Origin of the sequence: Streptomyces sp. NPDC051452, assembly GCF_044454765.1 — a bacterium.
Taxonomy (GTDB): Bacteria; Actinomycetota; Actinomycetes; order Streptomycetales; family Streptomycetaceae; genus Streptomyces.
In genome coordinates this window covers 1,132,924-1,148,724 of sequence record NZ_JBITEB010000001.1, presented here as the reverse complement: position 1 = coordinate 1,148,724, position 15,801 = coordinate 1,132,924, and the positions used below count along the sequence as shown (strand labels likewise).

15 protein-coding genes are annotated in these 15,801 nt (G+C 69.3%); 7 read left to right on the top strand and 8 right to left on the bottom strand.

The window, feature by feature from the left end:
* Positions 1-82: 82 nt before the first annotated feature.
* Positions 83-1,186, bottom strand: coding sequence for an AI-2E family transporter (locus ACIBA9_RS04870; RefSeq protein ID WP_399359882.1), 1,104 nt, complete (start codon positions 1,184-1,186; stop codon positions 83-85).
* A gap of 199 nt (positions 1,187-1,385) precedes the next feature.
* On the opposite strand from ACIBA9_RS04870, the gene ACIBA9_RS04865 reads away from it, so the two are divergent.
* On the top strand, positions 1,386-1,982 hold the full coding sequence (locus ACIBA9_RS04865) for a diacylglycerol kinase family protein (RefSeq protein ID WP_399359881.1): 597 nt from the start codon (positions 1,386-1,388) through the stop codon (positions 1,980-1,982).
* Here the strand turns inward: ACIBA9_RS04865 and ACIBA9_RS04860 are convergent.
* From ACIBA9_RS04860 to ACIBA9_RS04840, 5 genes are all read right to left on the bottom strand, one after another.
* On the bottom strand, positions 1,973-2,650 hold the full coding sequence (locus tag ACIBA9_RS04860; RefSeq protein ID WP_399359880.1) for an HdeD family acid-resistance protein: 678 nt from the start codon (positions 2,648-2,650) through the stop codon (positions 1,973-1,975). The genes ACIBA9_RS04865 and ACIBA9_RS04860 overlap by 10 nt on opposite strands.
* A gap of 100 nt (positions 2,651-2,750) precedes the next feature.
* Complete coding sequence (locus ACIBA9_RS04855; protein WP_399359879.1) at positions 2,751-3,797, bottom strand: NAD(P)-dependent alcohol dehydrogenase; 1,047 nt, start codon at positions 3,795-3,797, stop codon at positions 2,751-2,753.
* Between the two features lie 21 nt (positions 3,798-3,818).
* Entirely contained in the window at positions 3,819-5,102 is a 1,284-nt protein-coding gene (locus tag ACIBA9_RS04850; RefSeq protein WP_399359878.1) for a cytochrome P450, read from the bottom strand.
* Between the two features lie 59 nt (positions 5,103-5,161).
* Positions 5,162-6,565, bottom strand: coding sequence for an NAD(P)/FAD-dependent oxidoreductase (locus ACIBA9_RS04845; RefSeq protein WP_399359877.1), 1,404 nt, complete (start codon positions 6,563-6,565; stop codon positions 5,162-5,164).
* Positions 6,562-6,780: a ferredoxin gene (locus ACIBA9_RS04840; protein ID WP_031168355.1), complete on the bottom strand. Its 219-nt coding sequence runs from the start codon at positions 6,778-6,780 to the stop codon at positions 6,562-6,564. Before ACIBA9_RS04840 ends, ACIBA9_RS04845 begins: the two co-directional genes overlap by 4 nt.
* A 621-nt stretch (positions 6,781-7,401) precedes the next feature.
* On the opposite strand from ACIBA9_RS04840, the gene ACIBA9_RS04835 reads away from it, so the two are divergent.
* The 3 genes from ACIBA9_RS04835 to ACIBA9_RS04825 all read left to right on the top strand — a co-directional run bounded on the left by ACIBA9_RS04835 (position 7,402) and on the right by ACIBA9_RS04825 (position 8,808).
* Positions 7,402-7,839 (top strand): hypothetical protein, encoded by a 438-nt coding sequence (locus tag ACIBA9_RS04835; protein ID WP_399359876.1) that lies wholly within the window; start codon positions 7,402-7,404, stop codon positions 7,837-7,839.
* 336 nt (positions 7,840-8,175) lie between these two features.
* On the top strand, positions 8,176-8,595 hold the full coding sequence (locus ACIBA9_RS04830; RefSeq protein ID WP_399359875.1) for an SsgA family sporulation/cell division regulator: 420 nt from the start codon (positions 8,176-8,178) through the stop codon (positions 8,593-8,595).
* Between the two features lie 81 nt (positions 8,596-8,676).
* Complete coding sequence (locus ACIBA9_RS04825; protein WP_399359874.1) at positions 8,677-8,808, top strand: hypothetical protein; 132 nt, start codon at positions 8,677-8,679, stop codon at positions 8,806-8,808.
* A 180-nt stretch (positions 8,809-8,988) separates the two neighbouring features.
* Here the strand turns inward: ACIBA9_RS04825 and ACIBA9_RS04820 are convergent, their stop codons facing one another.
* Complete coding sequence (locus ACIBA9_RS04820; protein WP_399359873.1) at positions 8,989-9,648, bottom strand: TetR/AcrR family transcriptional regulator; 660 nt, start codon at positions 9,646-9,648, stop codon at positions 8,989-8,991.
* 260 nt (positions 9,649-9,908) lie between these two features.
* On the opposite strand from ACIBA9_RS04820, the gene ACIBA9_RS04815 reads away from it, so the two are divergent.
* The 3 genes from ACIBA9_RS04815 to ACIBA9_RS04805 all read left to right on the top strand — a co-directional run bounded on the left by ACIBA9_RS04815 (position 9,909) and on the right by ACIBA9_RS04805 (position 15,098).
* A complete protein-coding gene (locus ACIBA9_RS04815) occupies positions 9,909-13,133 on the top strand; it encodes a cytochrome P450 (RefSeq protein WP_399359872.1) in 3,225 nt (1,074 codons plus the stop codon).
* 160 nt (positions 13,134-13,293) lie between these two features.
* Positions 13,294-14,340, top strand: a complete 1,047-nt coding sequence (locus ACIBA9_RS04810) for a zinc-binding dehydrogenase (protein ID WP_399359871.1) — start codon at positions 13,294-13,296, stop codon at positions 14,338-14,340.
* A gap of 107 nt (positions 14,341-14,447) precedes the next feature.
* Positions 14,448-15,098, top strand: coding sequence for a TetR/AcrR family transcriptional regulator (locus ACIBA9_RS04805; RefSeq protein ID WP_399359870.1), 651 nt, complete (start codon positions 14,448-14,450; stop codon positions 15,096-15,098).
* Here the strand turns inward: ACIBA9_RS04805 and ACIBA9_RS04800 are convergent.
* Complete coding sequence (locus tag ACIBA9_RS04800; protein ID WP_399359869.1) at positions 15,064-15,702, bottom strand: TetR/AcrR family transcriptional regulator; 639 nt, start codon at positions 15,700-15,702, stop codon at positions 15,064-15,066. The two genes, ACIBA9_RS04805 and ACIBA9_RS04800, sit on opposite strands and share 35 nt — an antisense overlap.
* Between the last annotated feature and the right edge of the window lie 99 nt (positions 15,703-15,801).

The following is a 15,801-nucleotide window of genomic DNA, read 5'->3' as shown; positions in this document are numbered from 1 at the left end:
CTGCCCACATATGATGAAATCATCAGATAAGCCAGCGTCATCGTCAAGTAAGTACCCAAGGCTGCCGAGCGTCACGGAACGGTCATTCACGGTCGCCGGACCCGTCGGCCTTGTCGGTGCTGTTGTCTGCGCTCATCGGCGACCGAAGCGGTCGACCCTTGCGGTGGGCCCAGAGGTCACCGAGGACGACCTGGATGACGCCGGTGACCGGAATGGCCAGCAAGGCACCGAGGATCCCGGCGACCTCGGCGGCGACCAGGATGGCCAGCAGCACGGTGAGGGGGTTGAGTTTCACGGTCCGGGACAGGATGAGCGGTTGCAGCAGGTGGTTCTCTGCCTGCTGATAGACGAGGAAGAAGACGACGGCTCCGATGCCGGCCGGCAAGGAGTGGACGAACGCCACCGCGGAGGCGACTACGGCCCCTATGGTGGCGCCCACCAGGGGAATGAGGTCGGTGACGGCGACGAAGAGCGCCAGCAGGCCGGCGAACGGCACTCCGGAAACGAGCAGCATGACGTAGGTCAGAAGCCCGCAGATCAAGCTGATCAGCAAGTTTCCGGTCAGGTAGCCGTTGACGGTACGGGCGCACGCTGCTCCGACGCGGCGTATCCGGGCCGCGGACGCCGTGTCCACCAGGGCCAACGACCGCTCTATGGCCTTGGGACCCTCCAGGACCATCAGATAGGCCAGGACGAAAATGGTGAGCGCGCCTGTCACTGTGCTCGCGGCACCACGGATGAACTTCAGGGCGGGCGTACTCAGTCCGGTGGCGAACGCGCGGATCTGTGCCTGATGCCGCTGGACGTACTGCAGAGCGTGCGTCCGCTGAAGCAAGTTACCGACGGGCCCACGACCGGCCTGGGCGTCCCTGATCATGGCGGGCAGACGACCGGCGAGCCGGCTTCCCTCCTGGGCCAGGGGGATGACGAACAGAGCGACGACCGCCCCGGCGGCAACGGCCGCGACCAGGAAGACCAGCAAGGTCGCCACCGACCGTCGGCATCGCGGCACCCGACGCTGGAGTGCCTCGACCGCCGGATGGAGGGAGACGGCCAGCAACAACGCGATGACCGCCCAGATCAACACCCGGCGCGCATGCACCACCAGTTCGAGAACGACGTAGGTGGAGAGCACCAGGCCGATGGTGGCGAGGATGGTTCGCACCGGAACCGGACGCGACGCCATGGGCACTGGGTGCCCAGCCCCAGTCGTCGAAAACGAGGTGAGCTCCTCGCCCGGTGAGCCCTGATGTCCCGCGCTCTAACCACTCCCCCCGTGCCACCGGCGGCGGCAAGCCGGCGGCCAGCGACCGGAGCCGGCGCCGCCGTAGCCCTTCACGGCCACCTTGTGGCGCGGAGACGGCACGCAGGCGCTTGTCGCCGCGGTGGCCGCGGAGAGCGGCCTGCCCTTCGTCGTCGTTCCGGCGGGTACCCGCAACCACTTCGCGATGGATCTCGGCCTGAACCGCGAGGACCCTTCGGCCGCGGTGGAGGCCCTCACGGACGGCGTCGAGCTGCGCGTGGACCTCGGCTACGCGGGCGACCGGGCGTTCGTCGACAACGACAAGATCGGCACCATGGTGAGGATCCTCCCGGAGTTCCTGGGCCGCCACGAGGGTCCTGACTGCTCACGTTGGACCGGCCGGGTCGACGACCCGGCCGGACTGGGCGGGCGGGCGCAGCTCGACTCCGGGCTCCTGGGGGCACTGGCCGCCAGGGCGGAGACGCCCGCAGAGGCGGCCGCCAGGCTGCGAAGCGGGCAGACGCATGGCCTGACCGGTCTCGCGACACCCGACGACGTCGTCATCCACGCCGACGCCCCGGCCGCCCCGTCGGGCTCGACTGCGAAGCCGTCACCCTGCCCGCTGCCGTACGGTGCCGGATCAGTCCCCGGACGCTACGGGTATGGGCCCCCCAGTCCCATGGCCGTCACACCGACTGACCCGGACGCCGCTCAGCGCTTCCAGGGCGGTCAGTGCTGAGGGTGCGGACGCGCGTGGAACAGTGGACGCCGCTGGGTGGCCGTGCCCGAAGCGAGATGACCGATCTCGACGCGCGTCCTGATGGCGCGGACCACCTCGGTCAGGCCCACGATGATGGCCATGACGCCCGCCACCAGGGTGAGTGTCGCGAGCGAGGCGAACGGCATGACGATCATCACGATGCCGGCCAGGGCTCCGACGATCCCGAAGGCGACGTGCCAGCCGCGCCCCGGCATGGCCGGGATTGAGGCCGCCGCGACCATCTCCGTGGTGCCGCGCAGCAGCCAGCTGAAACCTATCCACAGGGCGAGCAGCAGGATCGACTCAAGGGTGCCCCGGAAACAGATCAGTCCCAGCAGGATGGAGGCCGCCCCGGTGATGAAGTGCAGCACGCGAAGGTGCCGCGGGACGTGAGTGCCGAAGGCGGCGGCGAGTTGGAAGACGCCGGTGGCCAGGAGGTAGACGCCGAAGAGGATGCCGACGACGCGCAGGGTCTCTCCCGGCCAGGCCAGGGCGATGACGCCCAGGGCGATGGTGGCGAGGCCCATCGTGAGCAGGATCTGCCAGCCCATGTTCGCCAGGGCGGCCATGCCTTCTGCCGCGGGGCTCGCTTCTGGCTCGGCGCCCCGCGGGGGAACGGGGTTCGGGGAATCGGTAGGGAATGTCATGGCGTCTGCCTCCTTCTTGGAGCAGAGTTGTCGCGTCAGTGCATGTCCATCGTCACCCGACCACGCCGCATGTGCGTGTCGGTCGCGTCGACGTCGGTACTCATGCCTGGGGGGTGATGACGGCGCGTCCCTGGATCTTGCCGTCATGCAGGAGCTGGTACGCCTCGGCGGCGCGTTCCAAGGGGAAGTACTCGACCAGCATTCTGATCTTTTCCTGCTGTGCGAGGGTGATCACCTCCAACAGTTCGGGGAGGGTGCCCCAGTAGGGCGAGGCGACCGAGCACTCGTGCGGCGGGCTGGTGAAGTTGACGGGCAAAGCTCCGCCGCCGAGGCCGACGATGGTCAGGTGACCGAGCACCCTGGCCACCTGAGCAGCCATCCGCAGAGTCGGGTCTATCCCGACCATGTCCAGTACGAGCTCAGCGCCCAGCTGTCCCGTCAGGTCCTTGATGCGCGTAATCGCCTCGTCGCCCGAGAGAAGCGCCTCGTCGGCTCCCATGTGCTCGGCATTTTTCAGCTTGCCCGTGTCGGTGTCCACGGCGACCACGGTGGTCGCCGTGGTGAGCGCGCGCAGGATCTGGATGGTCATCTGCCCCAGACCGCCCGCCCCGATCACGACCGCGGTCGACCCCGGTCCCAGCAGGTGCAGCGACCGTTTGACGGCGTGATAGCTGGTCAGTCCGGCGTCGCTGAGCGGAGCGGCCTGGCTGGGGTCGAGGGTGCCGAGCGGAATCAGGTACCGCGGCGCCGGGACGAGCAGGTACTCGGCCATGCCGCCGTCGTGACCGCCTCCGAGGCCGGGGCCCTGACCGCCGAGGTTCTGGCAGTAGTTCTCCATGCCCTGGCGGCAGTTGGCACACACCCCGCAGCCCCAGCAGCCGTAGACGATCACAGGGTCCCCGGGCGTGAACCCGGTGACGCCCGCTCCCAGCCGTTCCACCCATCCCGCGTTCTCGTGGCCGAGGGTGAAGGGCAGTTCGGTGACGAGCCCGGGTGGTGGCCCGGGTGCCTCCATGATGTGCAGATCGGAGTGGCACGCACCGGCACCCGCGACCTTCACCAGCACCTGCCCCGGTCCGGGCTCGGGGACCGGAACCTCGCGCAGTTCCGGCGGATGCCGCCACCCGACCAGTTGAAAAGCCCGCATTGCGATCCCTCACACACACGCTCAGTCGCGGATGCCGTCGATGTCGACCAGGACGTGCCGCGGTCCACGGAAGATCTGGTTGTGCCGGTACGGCGGCGGGTCCTCGACGAGCCGGGGGTTCTCCACCCGGCGGACGAACTCGCCGACCGCGACCTGGACCTCGAGTCGGGCGAGCGGGGCGCCGAAGCAGAAGTGGATGCCCTGGCTGAAGCCGAGGTGCTGGTTGTCACGGCGTTCGAGGTCGAGTTCGTCGGGGTCGGCGAAGCGTTCCGGGTCGCGGTTGGCCGAGCCGTACGCCAGGAAGATCGGTGCGCCCTTGGGGATGGTGGTGCCGGCGATGTCGATGTCTTCCAGGGCGGAGCGGGTGTGCCAGAACTGCACCGACGACTCGAAGCGCAACAGTTCCTCCACCGCGGGCACGATCAACTCCGGCCGGCGGCGCAGCTGCTCCAGCGCGTCGGGGTGCCTCAGCAGGGTGAGAACGCTGTGGGCGATCAGGTTGACCGTGGTCTCGTGTCCCGCGAAGATCAGGAGCAGGGCGTTGCTCGCGAGGACGCCCTTGGACATCCGTCCTTCCGGGCCGTCCTCGTTGACCAAGGCGGAGAGCATGCCCGGGCCGGGGTGTTCGGCGTACCGGTCGAGCAACACGGCTGCGAACCGCCCGAAGTCCTGCACGGCCTGCCGGGCCCCGGCCAGTCGGCTGCGGATCTCTTCGGAGGCGGCTTCGGGGCCGAAGTCCAGGGCGTCCAGGGCCGTTTCGATCCAGTGGTGGAAGCGTGGCTCGTCCTCCAGTGGCACGCCCAGGACCTTGCAGATCACCGTCACCGGCAGGGGGTAGGCGAAGTCGTCGACGGCGTCGATCCGGGTCTTGCCCCTCATGCCGTCCAGGAGGCCGTCCACGAGGCGGCGGATGTCGGGTTCCAAGTCGGAGATCAGGTGGGGCGCCTGTGGCGGCCCGACGAAGTGCGACATCATCGTCCGGCGGTCCCGGTCGTGCTCGGGTGGATCGCAGGTGATGATGTTCGGCTCGGTCAGCGCCTGTCTGATCGGCTCAGCCGCCGGTTCCCCCAAGTCCTCCGTACCGGAGTCCTCTGTACTGGCCGCGACCGGGGCCGGACACTTCCTCGGGTCCGAACTGACCCGGGGGTCGTGGAGCAGCGTGACGATCTCCCGGTAGGTGCTGACGACATAGGTACCGTCCGGCTGCCGCGCCACCGGTGTCTTGCGCAGTTCCTCGTAGAAGGGGTACGGATTGGCGCGGTTGGCGTAGCGCAGGGCCTGCTGCCAGGGGGTTTCCTCGACCACGAGGCTCCCTCCTTCTTCCTGTCGGTGCTGTCCGCTCATCCGCCCGGTCGGCGGTCGGGTCAGCGATGTCGCGGCCGGAACTCGGCCTTCCGCTCGCTCGGGGCGTGGCCGGTCAGGACGACGTCGGGGATCGCCGTCGGGACCCTCGGGTCCGGGAACTCGGCCGGCATCGGCTTGGCGTCGGGCGGTTGGTCCCATCCCGGAGGGGGAGGCGGGAACGGACCGGATTGCTCGATCAGCTTCCCGTAGTACTCCAGCCACTTGCCGTGGTCGAAGGTGACGGCCGCGACGATGCGGCCCCGGTGACCGTAGGCGGCGGCGAAGTGGCGTTCCTCGACGGATCCCTGGGTGAAGACGATCTCGTCGCCGAAAGGCGGCACGCCGACGGACTTGATGTTCACGCCGAACTGACCGGACCAGAAGCCGGGCAGCAGCAGATGCGGGCGGTAGTGGGGTTCGAGGTTCACCATGTTGTGGGCCGCGGCCTGCGCGCCGAGCACCGCGTTGTCCCAGTGCTCCATCGCCAGGAACTGGTACTCGTAGAGCACATGCGGCGCCCGGGCCACATCCCCTGCCACGAAGATGCTGTCGGTCACCACACCGTTGATGTCGAAGGCACGACCCCCGGCGTCACATCCGACGCCCCAGAAACCGGCCGCCAGTCCGGAGCCCTCCAACCATTCCACGTTGCGGATCGAACCCAGCGAAGCCACCACCACATCGGCGTCGACGGTCGAACCGTCCGAAAGCCGAGCACGCCGCACATGCCCGCCGGAGTCGCCCTCCAGCGACGACACGCCCAGCCCGCAGCGCAGGTCCACACCGTGATCGCGCTGCATCTGCGCGGCGATCTCCCCGATCACCCCGCCGAGCGCGCCGACCAGCGGCGCCGAACCCCGCTCGACGACGGTCACCGGGATGTCCAGTTCCCGGCAGACAGAGGCCACTTCCGAGCCGATGAACCCGGCGCCGATGACCAACACCCGCGACGGCGGCTCGGCCAGCTCCTTCTGCAACTGCTCCGCATCATCGCGCGAGCGAATCGTGTGGACCCCGCGCAGGGCGCCCTCGGCCGGGTTGGGCCACTGCCGCGCGCGGGTGCCCGTGGCGATCAGCAGCCGGTCGTACGGGACCTGCTCACCGTCGGCCAGGCGCACCTGCTTGGCGGCCCGGTCCAGCCCGATGGCGGCCACCCCGAGCCGCCAGTCGGCATCCACTTCCCGCATGCGGGGCAGCTTGGTGTGGTCGGCCGGCACCCAGCCCTTGAGCACCTGCTTGGACAGCGGCGGACGGTCGTACGGCTCGTACGGCTCGTCCCCGATGATGGTCAGAGAACCGGTGAAGCCCTCCTCGCGCAGAGTCTCCGCGGCCCGCAGCCCGGCGAGGGAAGCACCCACGATGACGATCCGGCCGCTGGCCCGGAACTCGCGCACCAGCTCCGCGACCGTTGCCCGCAAGGTCATGACGTCTCGCCCCGCTCCTCGCCGTCCAAGCGGTCGATCACGATCGCCTGCACCGGGCACGCCGCAGCGGCTCGCTCGACCTGCAGGCGCCGCTGGTCATCGGGGTTCGGCTCATAGGTGAGCGCCTCCTGACCGTTCAACCTGAAGACCTCGTGCGCCAGATACACGCACTGTGCGTATCCCTGGCAGCGATTCAGGTCCACGACGATCCGCATGGGCAGACTCCTTCCGCTCGCCGACCGCCCCACGGAGGCGACCACCGTCACGGTCGTGCGGCTGTGGCGGAGTTGAGGCCGTCTGCCAGGTGAGCCGACCGCCGGTGTTCTACCCCTCAGCCCGGAACACCGGCTGAGCAGGTCCGGTCTTTTCGCTGCGCCGCTGCTTCACGGGTGACGTCTGTCGGAGTGTCGCAGCGCGAAGGGCGCGTCCCTCCTCCCATGGCGCCGGCATTCAAGGCTGGGCCCGGCCGTTGCGCCCCTGGAAAAATGCTCGCGCCGACTTCCGACGATCGCAAACCGCCGTTCGGGGCCCAGCCCGTCTCGAGGACGGGGCAGCTCTTGGTCATTTGACGGGTGCCCGCAGGTCAGGGGATGGCACGTTGCCGAAACGGGGTGCGCCCCTTCGGTCGGATTGCCAGGACGACCGATCCGGTGAGCTCGCGGCCTGTGGTGCGTGTCACCGTTCCCACTTGCAGCCTTTCCATACGCCGTATGGTACTTCTTGAGAGGTGCTTCCATACACCGTATGGAAAAGCTTGATCGAACAAGGTGTGGGCGCTACACACCGCCTGCACGAGAAGCCGTTGGCGCACATCGCGCCGACCGGAAGGAAAGATCATGAAGAAGCTCTCGAAGCGGATCGCTGTCGCTGTTTCCTCCGTGGCGATCGCGGGTGTCGCCGTCACCGGTGCCGGGGGCACCGCTTCGGCCGCGACTGCCTCCGCCGCCCACGTCCAGCGGCCGGCCGTCGGCGTCAACCCCGCCGACTACCGCTGGGACCACGGCATCGGCTACCTGATCGAGCAGGGCTACTGCTGGGACGAGAACCGTGGCTGGCACCACGACGAGCGTGTCACCGACTCGTCCCGGCACAGCCGCGACGGTCGCTGCTACTGGAGCGACGAGGGGCGCGGGTGGAAGTCCGACAGGTCGTACCGGCACACCTGGAACCGTTACGAGCACGACGGCCGGGACCGGGGCCGCCAGGGCGAAAACCACGGTAACGGGAACCACGGCGGCTGGGACCGCTTCGACCGGAACCACGGTGACCGGTGAGACAGGTTCCGTCCGTGCCCATGGGTCGAGGCTGCATCCCTCGCCCCGACGCCTGTCGGCGGCAGGGACACGACCGCTGGTCAAGGATCAACGGTCCCCTGACCGCCGCCCAGGCGGGCGATTGAGCAAGGACTCGCTCCTCTCGAACCTGCCTGCCGACATCGACCTCGTGTCGCAGGCACGCGTCGCCCATCTGCAGCGACGCCACGAATCGCGCGGTCCGCCAATGCCGTCCCGGCGCCCGGGCCCTGCCGCAACGCCTCTTCCTCCGACGCGTCTTCACCGCCGCGAGCGGCGGACGCAGCCGAGGGAGGGGCGCCCTTGGAGTGAATGCCGATGGAGTCTTCGAGGACTCTGGTCCGGGGAGTGACCGCCCGGCTCGTCGTCTCGCGGGTCCGTTCGCTGCCCCTGCGTATGCGTCTGCGGTACGAGCCCGCTGATCCCCATGTCGTCCGTGCGACCTTCTTCTCCCACGGTGACGAGCCCGTCGAATGGGTCCTGGGGCGCGACCTTCTCGCCGATGGCCTGGAGGGCTGCGCCGGTCATGGGGACGTCCGGATCTGGTCGGCCGCCGGCCGTGGCGACCAGGCGATGTACATCGCTCTCGGGTCTCGTGCGGGCGCCGCCCTGCTCGAAGTCCCCGTGCGAGACGTCAAGAGCTTCCTGGAAAGCACGGAGGCTCTGGTGCCACGGGGTACCGAGGCCGGACGCATCGACTGGGACACCGAACTGGCGTACCTGCTCTCCCAAGGTTGACCGCTGACCATCCGTGCCCGGACAGAAAGGGAAGTGGGACGCCCCAGCTGTACGCCCTCGTCTCCTAGGGACACCGACGACATGCGGGAGCGGCTGCGGGCATACCTGGCCGGCCCGGACTTTCGCGCCGACATGGAGGGCTTCGACCTCAGCCGGATTGTCGGCGTCGCCGAGACCGTGCTCACGCCCACCGCCGACTCGCCCCTGAGCTGACTCAGCGGACCCGCCTCTCGGTACGAACGAGCCTGCTGTCACTGCCGGCCGAGCTCGGAACGCAGGGAGCTCGGACAGCGCGGGAAGCGATCTCTTGCCGTCGCAGCGCCCCGAGCTCGCCTGCCCCGGACGAGCCTCAAGCCGTGGGCACCTCAAGCCGTGGCACCTCAAGCCGCGGACTCAGCGACGGCCGGCGTCCTGGCCGTCGCGACTTGCGGCGATCCGGCTTTCCAGGCCCGTGATCAGCGTGTCCATCACGAGACGGAACATGTGGTCCCGATCGGGGCCCGCAGTCCCCGCACCCGTGGAGCCAGGGGCCGCATGCGTGAGACCGTCCCCGCTGTCGGTATCAGGGCCGGGGGGCTTGAGGTTCGCCCACTGGTGGAGCGCTCCGTTGAGTTCGGCGGTGAGGACACCGATGACGACGGCGACGATCAGCGCGGCGACCTCAGGGACCTCAGACAGCGGCACGCCGGCAGCGGCCACAATCGCGGTGAGGGCCGTCCAGAACGGGTCGTCGTGCTGGATGAAGTCGGGCTGGTGGCTGAACGAGTACGCCATCAGCTCGGGATGCCGGTGTGCCAGCGCCCGGAAGTCCGTGGCGAGCAGCCGAAGGCGCTCCTGCCAGGGAGCGTCCTGAAGCGTCACGGTGCGGAACTGGGCTCCGACCATTCTCGTCACGCCGCGCAGCACGGCTTCCTTGTTCGGCACGTGGTGGTACAGCGACATCGGGTTCGCATCGAGCACGGTCGCGAGCCTGCGCATGGTGAGCGCCTCGGCCCCGTCCTCGTCGATCAGCCGCAGGGCGGCGGCGTAGATCCCGGCCTCGGTCAGAGGCACGTCTCTCTTCCTCGTTCCCCGCGGGGGACGTCTCACCTTTTTTTCCATACCTCGTACGGTAGCAGCACCCATACGCCGTACGGAAAATGACTCCGATCACGACACCCCTTCCCCCCGACCGGGGTTGCACCGAGTTTCCATACGACGTACGGTACCCATCCATACGGCGTATGTTTCCGTGGTGCGGCGCGGCACAGACCGGCGCAGCGCGCCCTTGCCCATGCCATCCCCGTCATTCACTCCACGCAGAGGAGCACGTCATGACCACGCACGCCGCGAACGACCTTCGCCCCGCCCCGTCCTCGCGGGGCATCCCGGTCCTCGCCCCCGCGCCGCCGCTTCCCGACACCAACCCGGTCGCCTTCTTCGGCGAGCTGTCCAAGCAGTTCCCGGAGGGCATCTTCAGCCTGAACATCGCCGGCCAGGAGAACGTCTTCGTCTACGACCCGGACCTGGTCACCGAGGTCAGCGACGAGTCCCGCTTCGGAAAGCCGATCTTCGCGCCGCTGAGCCATGTCCGGGACTACACGGGAGCGGGCCTGTTCACGGCCCACGAGGTCGAGGACGGTGACGCCTGGGGCATGGCCCACCGGATCCTCATGCCGGCCTTCAGCCAGCGCGCCATGAAGAACTACTACGGACAGATGCTGGAGATCGCCCAGAGCCTGGTGGGCAAGTGGACGAACAAGGAGGGGGAGCCGGTCAGGATCACTGACGACTACACCCGGCTGACGCTGGACACCATCGCCCTGTCCGGCTTCGGCTACCGGTTCGACTCCTTCGCCGAGGAGGAGCTGCACCCCTTCCTCAACGCCCTGCTGGAGGCGCTGGTGGAGTCGATGCGGCGCTCCCAGGAACTGCCGGAGATGACCGCGCTGCGCACGGACGACGACAAGCGCTACCGCACGAACATCCAGCTGATGCGGGACCTCGTCGAGAGCGTGATCAAAGAGCGTCGTCAGGGCAGGAGCAGCGGTGAGGACGACCTGCTGGGCCTGATGCTTCAGGCCACCGACCCGGAGACGGGCAGGCCGCTGGACGACGACAACGTCCGCGACCAGGTGGTGACGTTCCTGATCGCCGGCCACGAGACCACCAGCGGTCTGCTGTCGTTCGCCACGTACTCGCTGATGCGCAACCCGCACGTGCTGGCCCAGGCATACGCCGAGGTGGACCGCCTCATGCCGGGTGACACGGTCCCGGACTACGACACGATCATGAAAATGGACGTGATCCCGCGGATCCTGGAGGAGACCCTGCGTCTGTGGGCTCCCATACCGCAGATCATGAAGGCGCCACTCGAGGACACCGTCATCGGAGGCCGGTACGAACTGAAGCAGGGCACGAAGACGAACCTGCTGATGGGCCCGCTGCACACCCACCCCGAGGCATGGGAGAGGCCGCACGAGTTCGACATCGACCGGTGGCTGCCGGAGAACCGCGCCCGGCACCACCAGCACGCCTACAAGCCGTTCGGCAACGGTCGGCGCGCGTGCATCGGCCGCCAGTTCGCCCTGACCGAGGCTCGCCTGGCACTGGCGCTGGTGCTGCAGAAGTTCAAGTTCTCCGACACCACCGACTACAAGATGGACGTGCGGGAAGCCCTGACGCGCAAGCCCGGCGACTTCGAACTCGTCATCCGCCGGCGTCAGGAGCACGAGCGGGCCGTGTTCGGCGCCGTCGCCCCGCACAGCGACGACGAGCGGCAGCAGGCCGCGGTGAGTGGCGTCGGGGTGAATCTGACCGTCGCCTACGGATCGAGTCTGGGTTCGTGCGAGGACCTGGCGCGCACCATCGCCGACCGCGGTGAGCGCTCCGGGTTCGGCACCACGCTGACGAGCCTGGACGAGCTCGGTGACAACCTCCCCACCGAGGGTCTGCTCGTGGTTGTCGCCGCCAGTTACAACGGCAAGGCCCCTGACAACGCGCAGCGCTTCGACGACCTGCTGCGCGCCGGACTGCCGGAGGGCTCTCTGTCGAACGTGCGGTTCGCGCTGCTGGGCGCCGGCAACACCCAGTGGGTGGCCACCTACCAGGCGTTCCCCAAGCGGATCGAGGAAGGGCTGCTGTCCGCCGGCGCCACTCCGGTCGTCGAGCGCGGCATCGCGGACGCCGCAGGTGACTTCGACGGCATGGCCAGTCGCTGGATGGACACGCTGTGGGCCACCCTGGCCGAGGAGTACGCCGCCGACACCTCCGAGGCGAGCGGCCCGCGCTACGAGGTCCAGCTGCTCACCGAGTCCGACGTGCGTCCCGCGATCGTCTCCGAGCAGGCGTATCCGCTCAAGGTGGTGGCCAACGAGGAGCTGGTGGCCGACGCGACCGGCCTGTGGGACTTCCGGATCGAGCCGCCGCGTCCGTCCGCGAGGTCCATCACCTTCGCACTGCCCGAGGGCGTCACCTACGACACCGGCAACCACCTGGCCGTCTTCGCCAAGAACGAGCCCGCGCTGGTGAACCGCGCGCTGAAGCGGCTCGGTGTCGAGTACGACCAGGTGCTGCGCCTGGACCTGCCCGCAGGCGGCCGCACGCACCTGCCGGTCGGCGTCCCCGTCACCGCGGGCATCCTGCTCACCGAGTTCCTGGAACTGCAGGACGTGGCCACCCGCTCCCAGATCCACACCCTGGCCGAGTACACCCAGTGCCCGTGGACCCGGCCGCAGCTCCAGGCGTACACCGCCGACACCGAGGAGGCCGAGGAGCGCTATGGCAAGGAGATCCTCGGCAAGCGGGTCTCGGTGCTGGGCCTGCTGGAGCGCTTTCCGGCGGTCGAGCTGCCGCTGGCGGTCTTCCTGGAGATGACGGGCCCGATCCGTCCGCGCTTCTACTCCATCTCCTCCGCCCCGTCGGCCAACCCACGGCAGGTGCGCCTGACCGTCGGCCTGCTGGAGGGCCCGGCCCTGTCCGGCGACGGCCACTACCGCGGCACCTGCTCCTCCTACATCGCGGGCCTGGAGCCCGGGGACGTCGTCTACGGCTACGTCCGCGTGCCCTCCCCGACGTTCGCCCCGCCCGCCGACCCCGCCACGCCGCTGATCCTCATCGGCCCCGGCACCGGCATCGCGCCCCTGCGCGGCTTCCTGGAGGAGCGGGCCTGGCAGCACGAGCACGGCGTCCAGGTCGGCCTGGCGCAGGTCTTCGTCGGCTGCCGCCACCCCGAGCACGACTACTTCTACCGGCAGGAGATGCGGGACTGGGAGCAGGCCGGCATCGCGCGGATCCACACCGCCTACTCCGCGGTGACCAGCCACCCGGCCCGGTTCGTGCAGAACGCCATCGTGGGCGCCGCCGACACGGTGTGGCAGGCCATCGAGGACGGCGCGTACGTCTACGTCTGCGGTGACGGCCGCCGTATGGCGCCCGCCGTCCGCGAGGCCCTCGCCGCCATCCACCGTGAGAAGACCGGCGGCGATGACGAGACCGCCCAGCAGTGGCTCGCCCGGCTCGAAGCGGACGAGCGCTACCAGCAGGACGTCTTCGCCTGACCGTCACAACGTCGTCAAGGCGTGTGACCTACCGACGCCGGGAGGCGTGCGGCACTCCCCCGCCGCCGGCCGTACGCCTCCCCGCCACCACAAGCCAGCGCACATCTCAGGGCACCACTGGATCCCCGTGATCGGTGCCGCTCACAGAAAGCAGTTCCTCATGGACACCATGCTCGCCGGACGCTTCCACGTGGACAGCAAGAAGTTCGCCGTGGAGGAGGTCCCCATCCCCGTACCCGGACCTGGTGAGGTCCTCGTCGAGGTGAAGGCCGCAGGCGTCTGCCTTTCCGACGTCCACCTCCTCGACGGCTCCCTGCCTCCGCTCTTCCTGGACTCCGACACGGTCACCGTCGGCCACGAGGTGTCCGGTGTCGTCCACGCCCTCGGCCCCGATCTCAGGCGGGACCTGACCATCGGCACCCGCGTCACCCTGGAGGCGGGCAAGGCGTGCGGCAGGTGCGGGGGCTGTGTGCGTCATCGCGCCTGCACCCAGGTCCGCACCGCCGGCATCGACTACGACGGCGGCTGGGCCGAATACATGGTCACCCCCGAGGAGACCGTCGTCCCCATCCCCGACGGCCTTCCCTTCGACCAGGCCGCGATCATCCCCGACGCGGTCTCCACCCCCTACGCCGCCGTCGTCGCCACCGCGGGCGTCCGTCCCGCCCAGTCCGTCGGCATCTGGGGCGTGGGCGGAGTCGGCGCGCACAACGTGCGCCTCGCCCGCCTGGTCGGCGCGGCACCCATCATCGCCGTCGACCCGCTGCCCAGCGCGCGTGAGCGTGCTCTCGCCTTCGGCGCGGACTTCGCCCTGGACCCGGCCGCCCCGGACTTCACCGACCAGGTCCACGCGGCCACCGGCCGACGCGGCCTCGACTTCGCCTTCGACTGCGCCGGCGTACCCGCCGTCCGCGAGCAGGCCGCCTCCGTCCTCGGCCTGGGCGGCTCCCTGATCCTGGTCGGCATCACCCCCAGGCCGCTGACCATCACCGAGGGACTGACCTTCAACTACATGCAGAAGCAGGTTCGCGGCCACTACGGCGGCACGCCCGACGGCGTCCACGAGCTGGTGCGGCTCGCCGCAGCCGGACGCCTCGACCTCGCCCCCTCCATCACGGACCACATCCCGCTCGTCGACGCGGCCGACGCGGTCAACCGTCTGGAGAACAAGATCGGCGACCCGATCCGCCTCATCCTCGTCCCCTGACGCCCGTCGCCAGGACGACAGCCACCCCGGGCAGGGGTGAGTGGGCGCCGGCGCGTGAGGGAGCACCGGCGCCCACGGCTTTCCGGCAACCGTGGAGAGAAAGAACCATGCGGACGACCGACACCCCGGGCCGTACGGTGCAGCGCAAGGATGCCCACTCCAACCGCAGACGCATCCTCGCGACCGCCCGGCGGAAACTGCGGGAGGACCCGGACGCGAGTCTCGACAGCATCTCTCAGGCGGCCGGCGTCGCACGGCGCACCCTCTACGGACACTTCCCCAGCCGGCAGGCGCTGATCGCCGATCTGACACGGGAAGCTGGCCGTGAAGTCCGGCAGGCGTTCGCCGCAGCCCGCACCGCGGATGCCGACCCGGTCGAGGCGATGACACGGATGGTGCTGGGGGCATGGACGGTGGGCGACCACTACCGCGTGCTCACCGCCTTGGGGCGGCACCGTCCGGGAGAGGACGAGATCCGCACCGCCCTGGCACCGGCCCGCGCCGAGGCCGTCGCAAACCTGCGGCGCGGTCAGCGCGAAGGCGTCTTCGCGGACCACCTTCCCGCACCTGTCCTCGCCCAAGCGCTGGAGGCACTGATGCTGGCTCTCGCCGAGGGGAACGCCGCATGTCCGTGGACCGACCCCACGGGCGAGGCCGCGGCAACCGCGTTCCTGGTCGCCGCCGGCGTAGCACCGCCAAGGGCCGCGCTTCAGGTGCAGGAGGTCATCGGGCAGGATCGGGCAGCGGGCGCCGGGTGACCGCGTGCGCGTCGTCTTGGGAGAGGCCGAGCATGCGCAGGACCATCTCGGCCAGTTCGGAGGCGGTCTCGTCGCCGTCGAGGTCGGGGCGGGCCAGGCGTAGCGCCACCAGGGACAGCAGGGTCCCGCCCAGAGCGGACAGGGCCGTGGTCGGGTCGGTGCCGGTGAAGCGGCCGGAGGCGATGCCGCGTTCCAGATCACGAAGTGCCCGGGGGGACAGGCCACGCTCGGAGTGGATGTGGGCCAGGCCGCGGTCCCGCAGGATCCGCATGAGCTCGGGGTGGGAGTCGGCCATCCGCGCGGTGAGACGGAATCCCGCAGCGACCAGCTCGGCCGGGTCGTCGATCCCTTCCACACGCTCGTCGATGACCTGGCCGAACTCCTCCAGAGCGTCCGTCACCGCGGCGTCGAACAGCGCCGTCTTCGACTCGAAGTGGTTGTAGAAGGAGCCGAAACCGACGTCCGCGCGCTCGGCGATCGCCTGGATGCTGGCGCTGGTGTCCCCCGTCTCCGCGAGGATCTGCCGGGCCGCACGGACGAGCGCCTGGCGGGTCTCGGCGCGGCGCCGTTCGAAGCGGTTGCGGGGCGGGGCTGACGTCGGCATACGCCGAGTGTAACAAGCGGGCCGATGACACCCGCATGACTGATGATTCCCTCACTTATTTGGGTTTGCTCTATTGACGATGAGCGTCGGCAAAGTTGA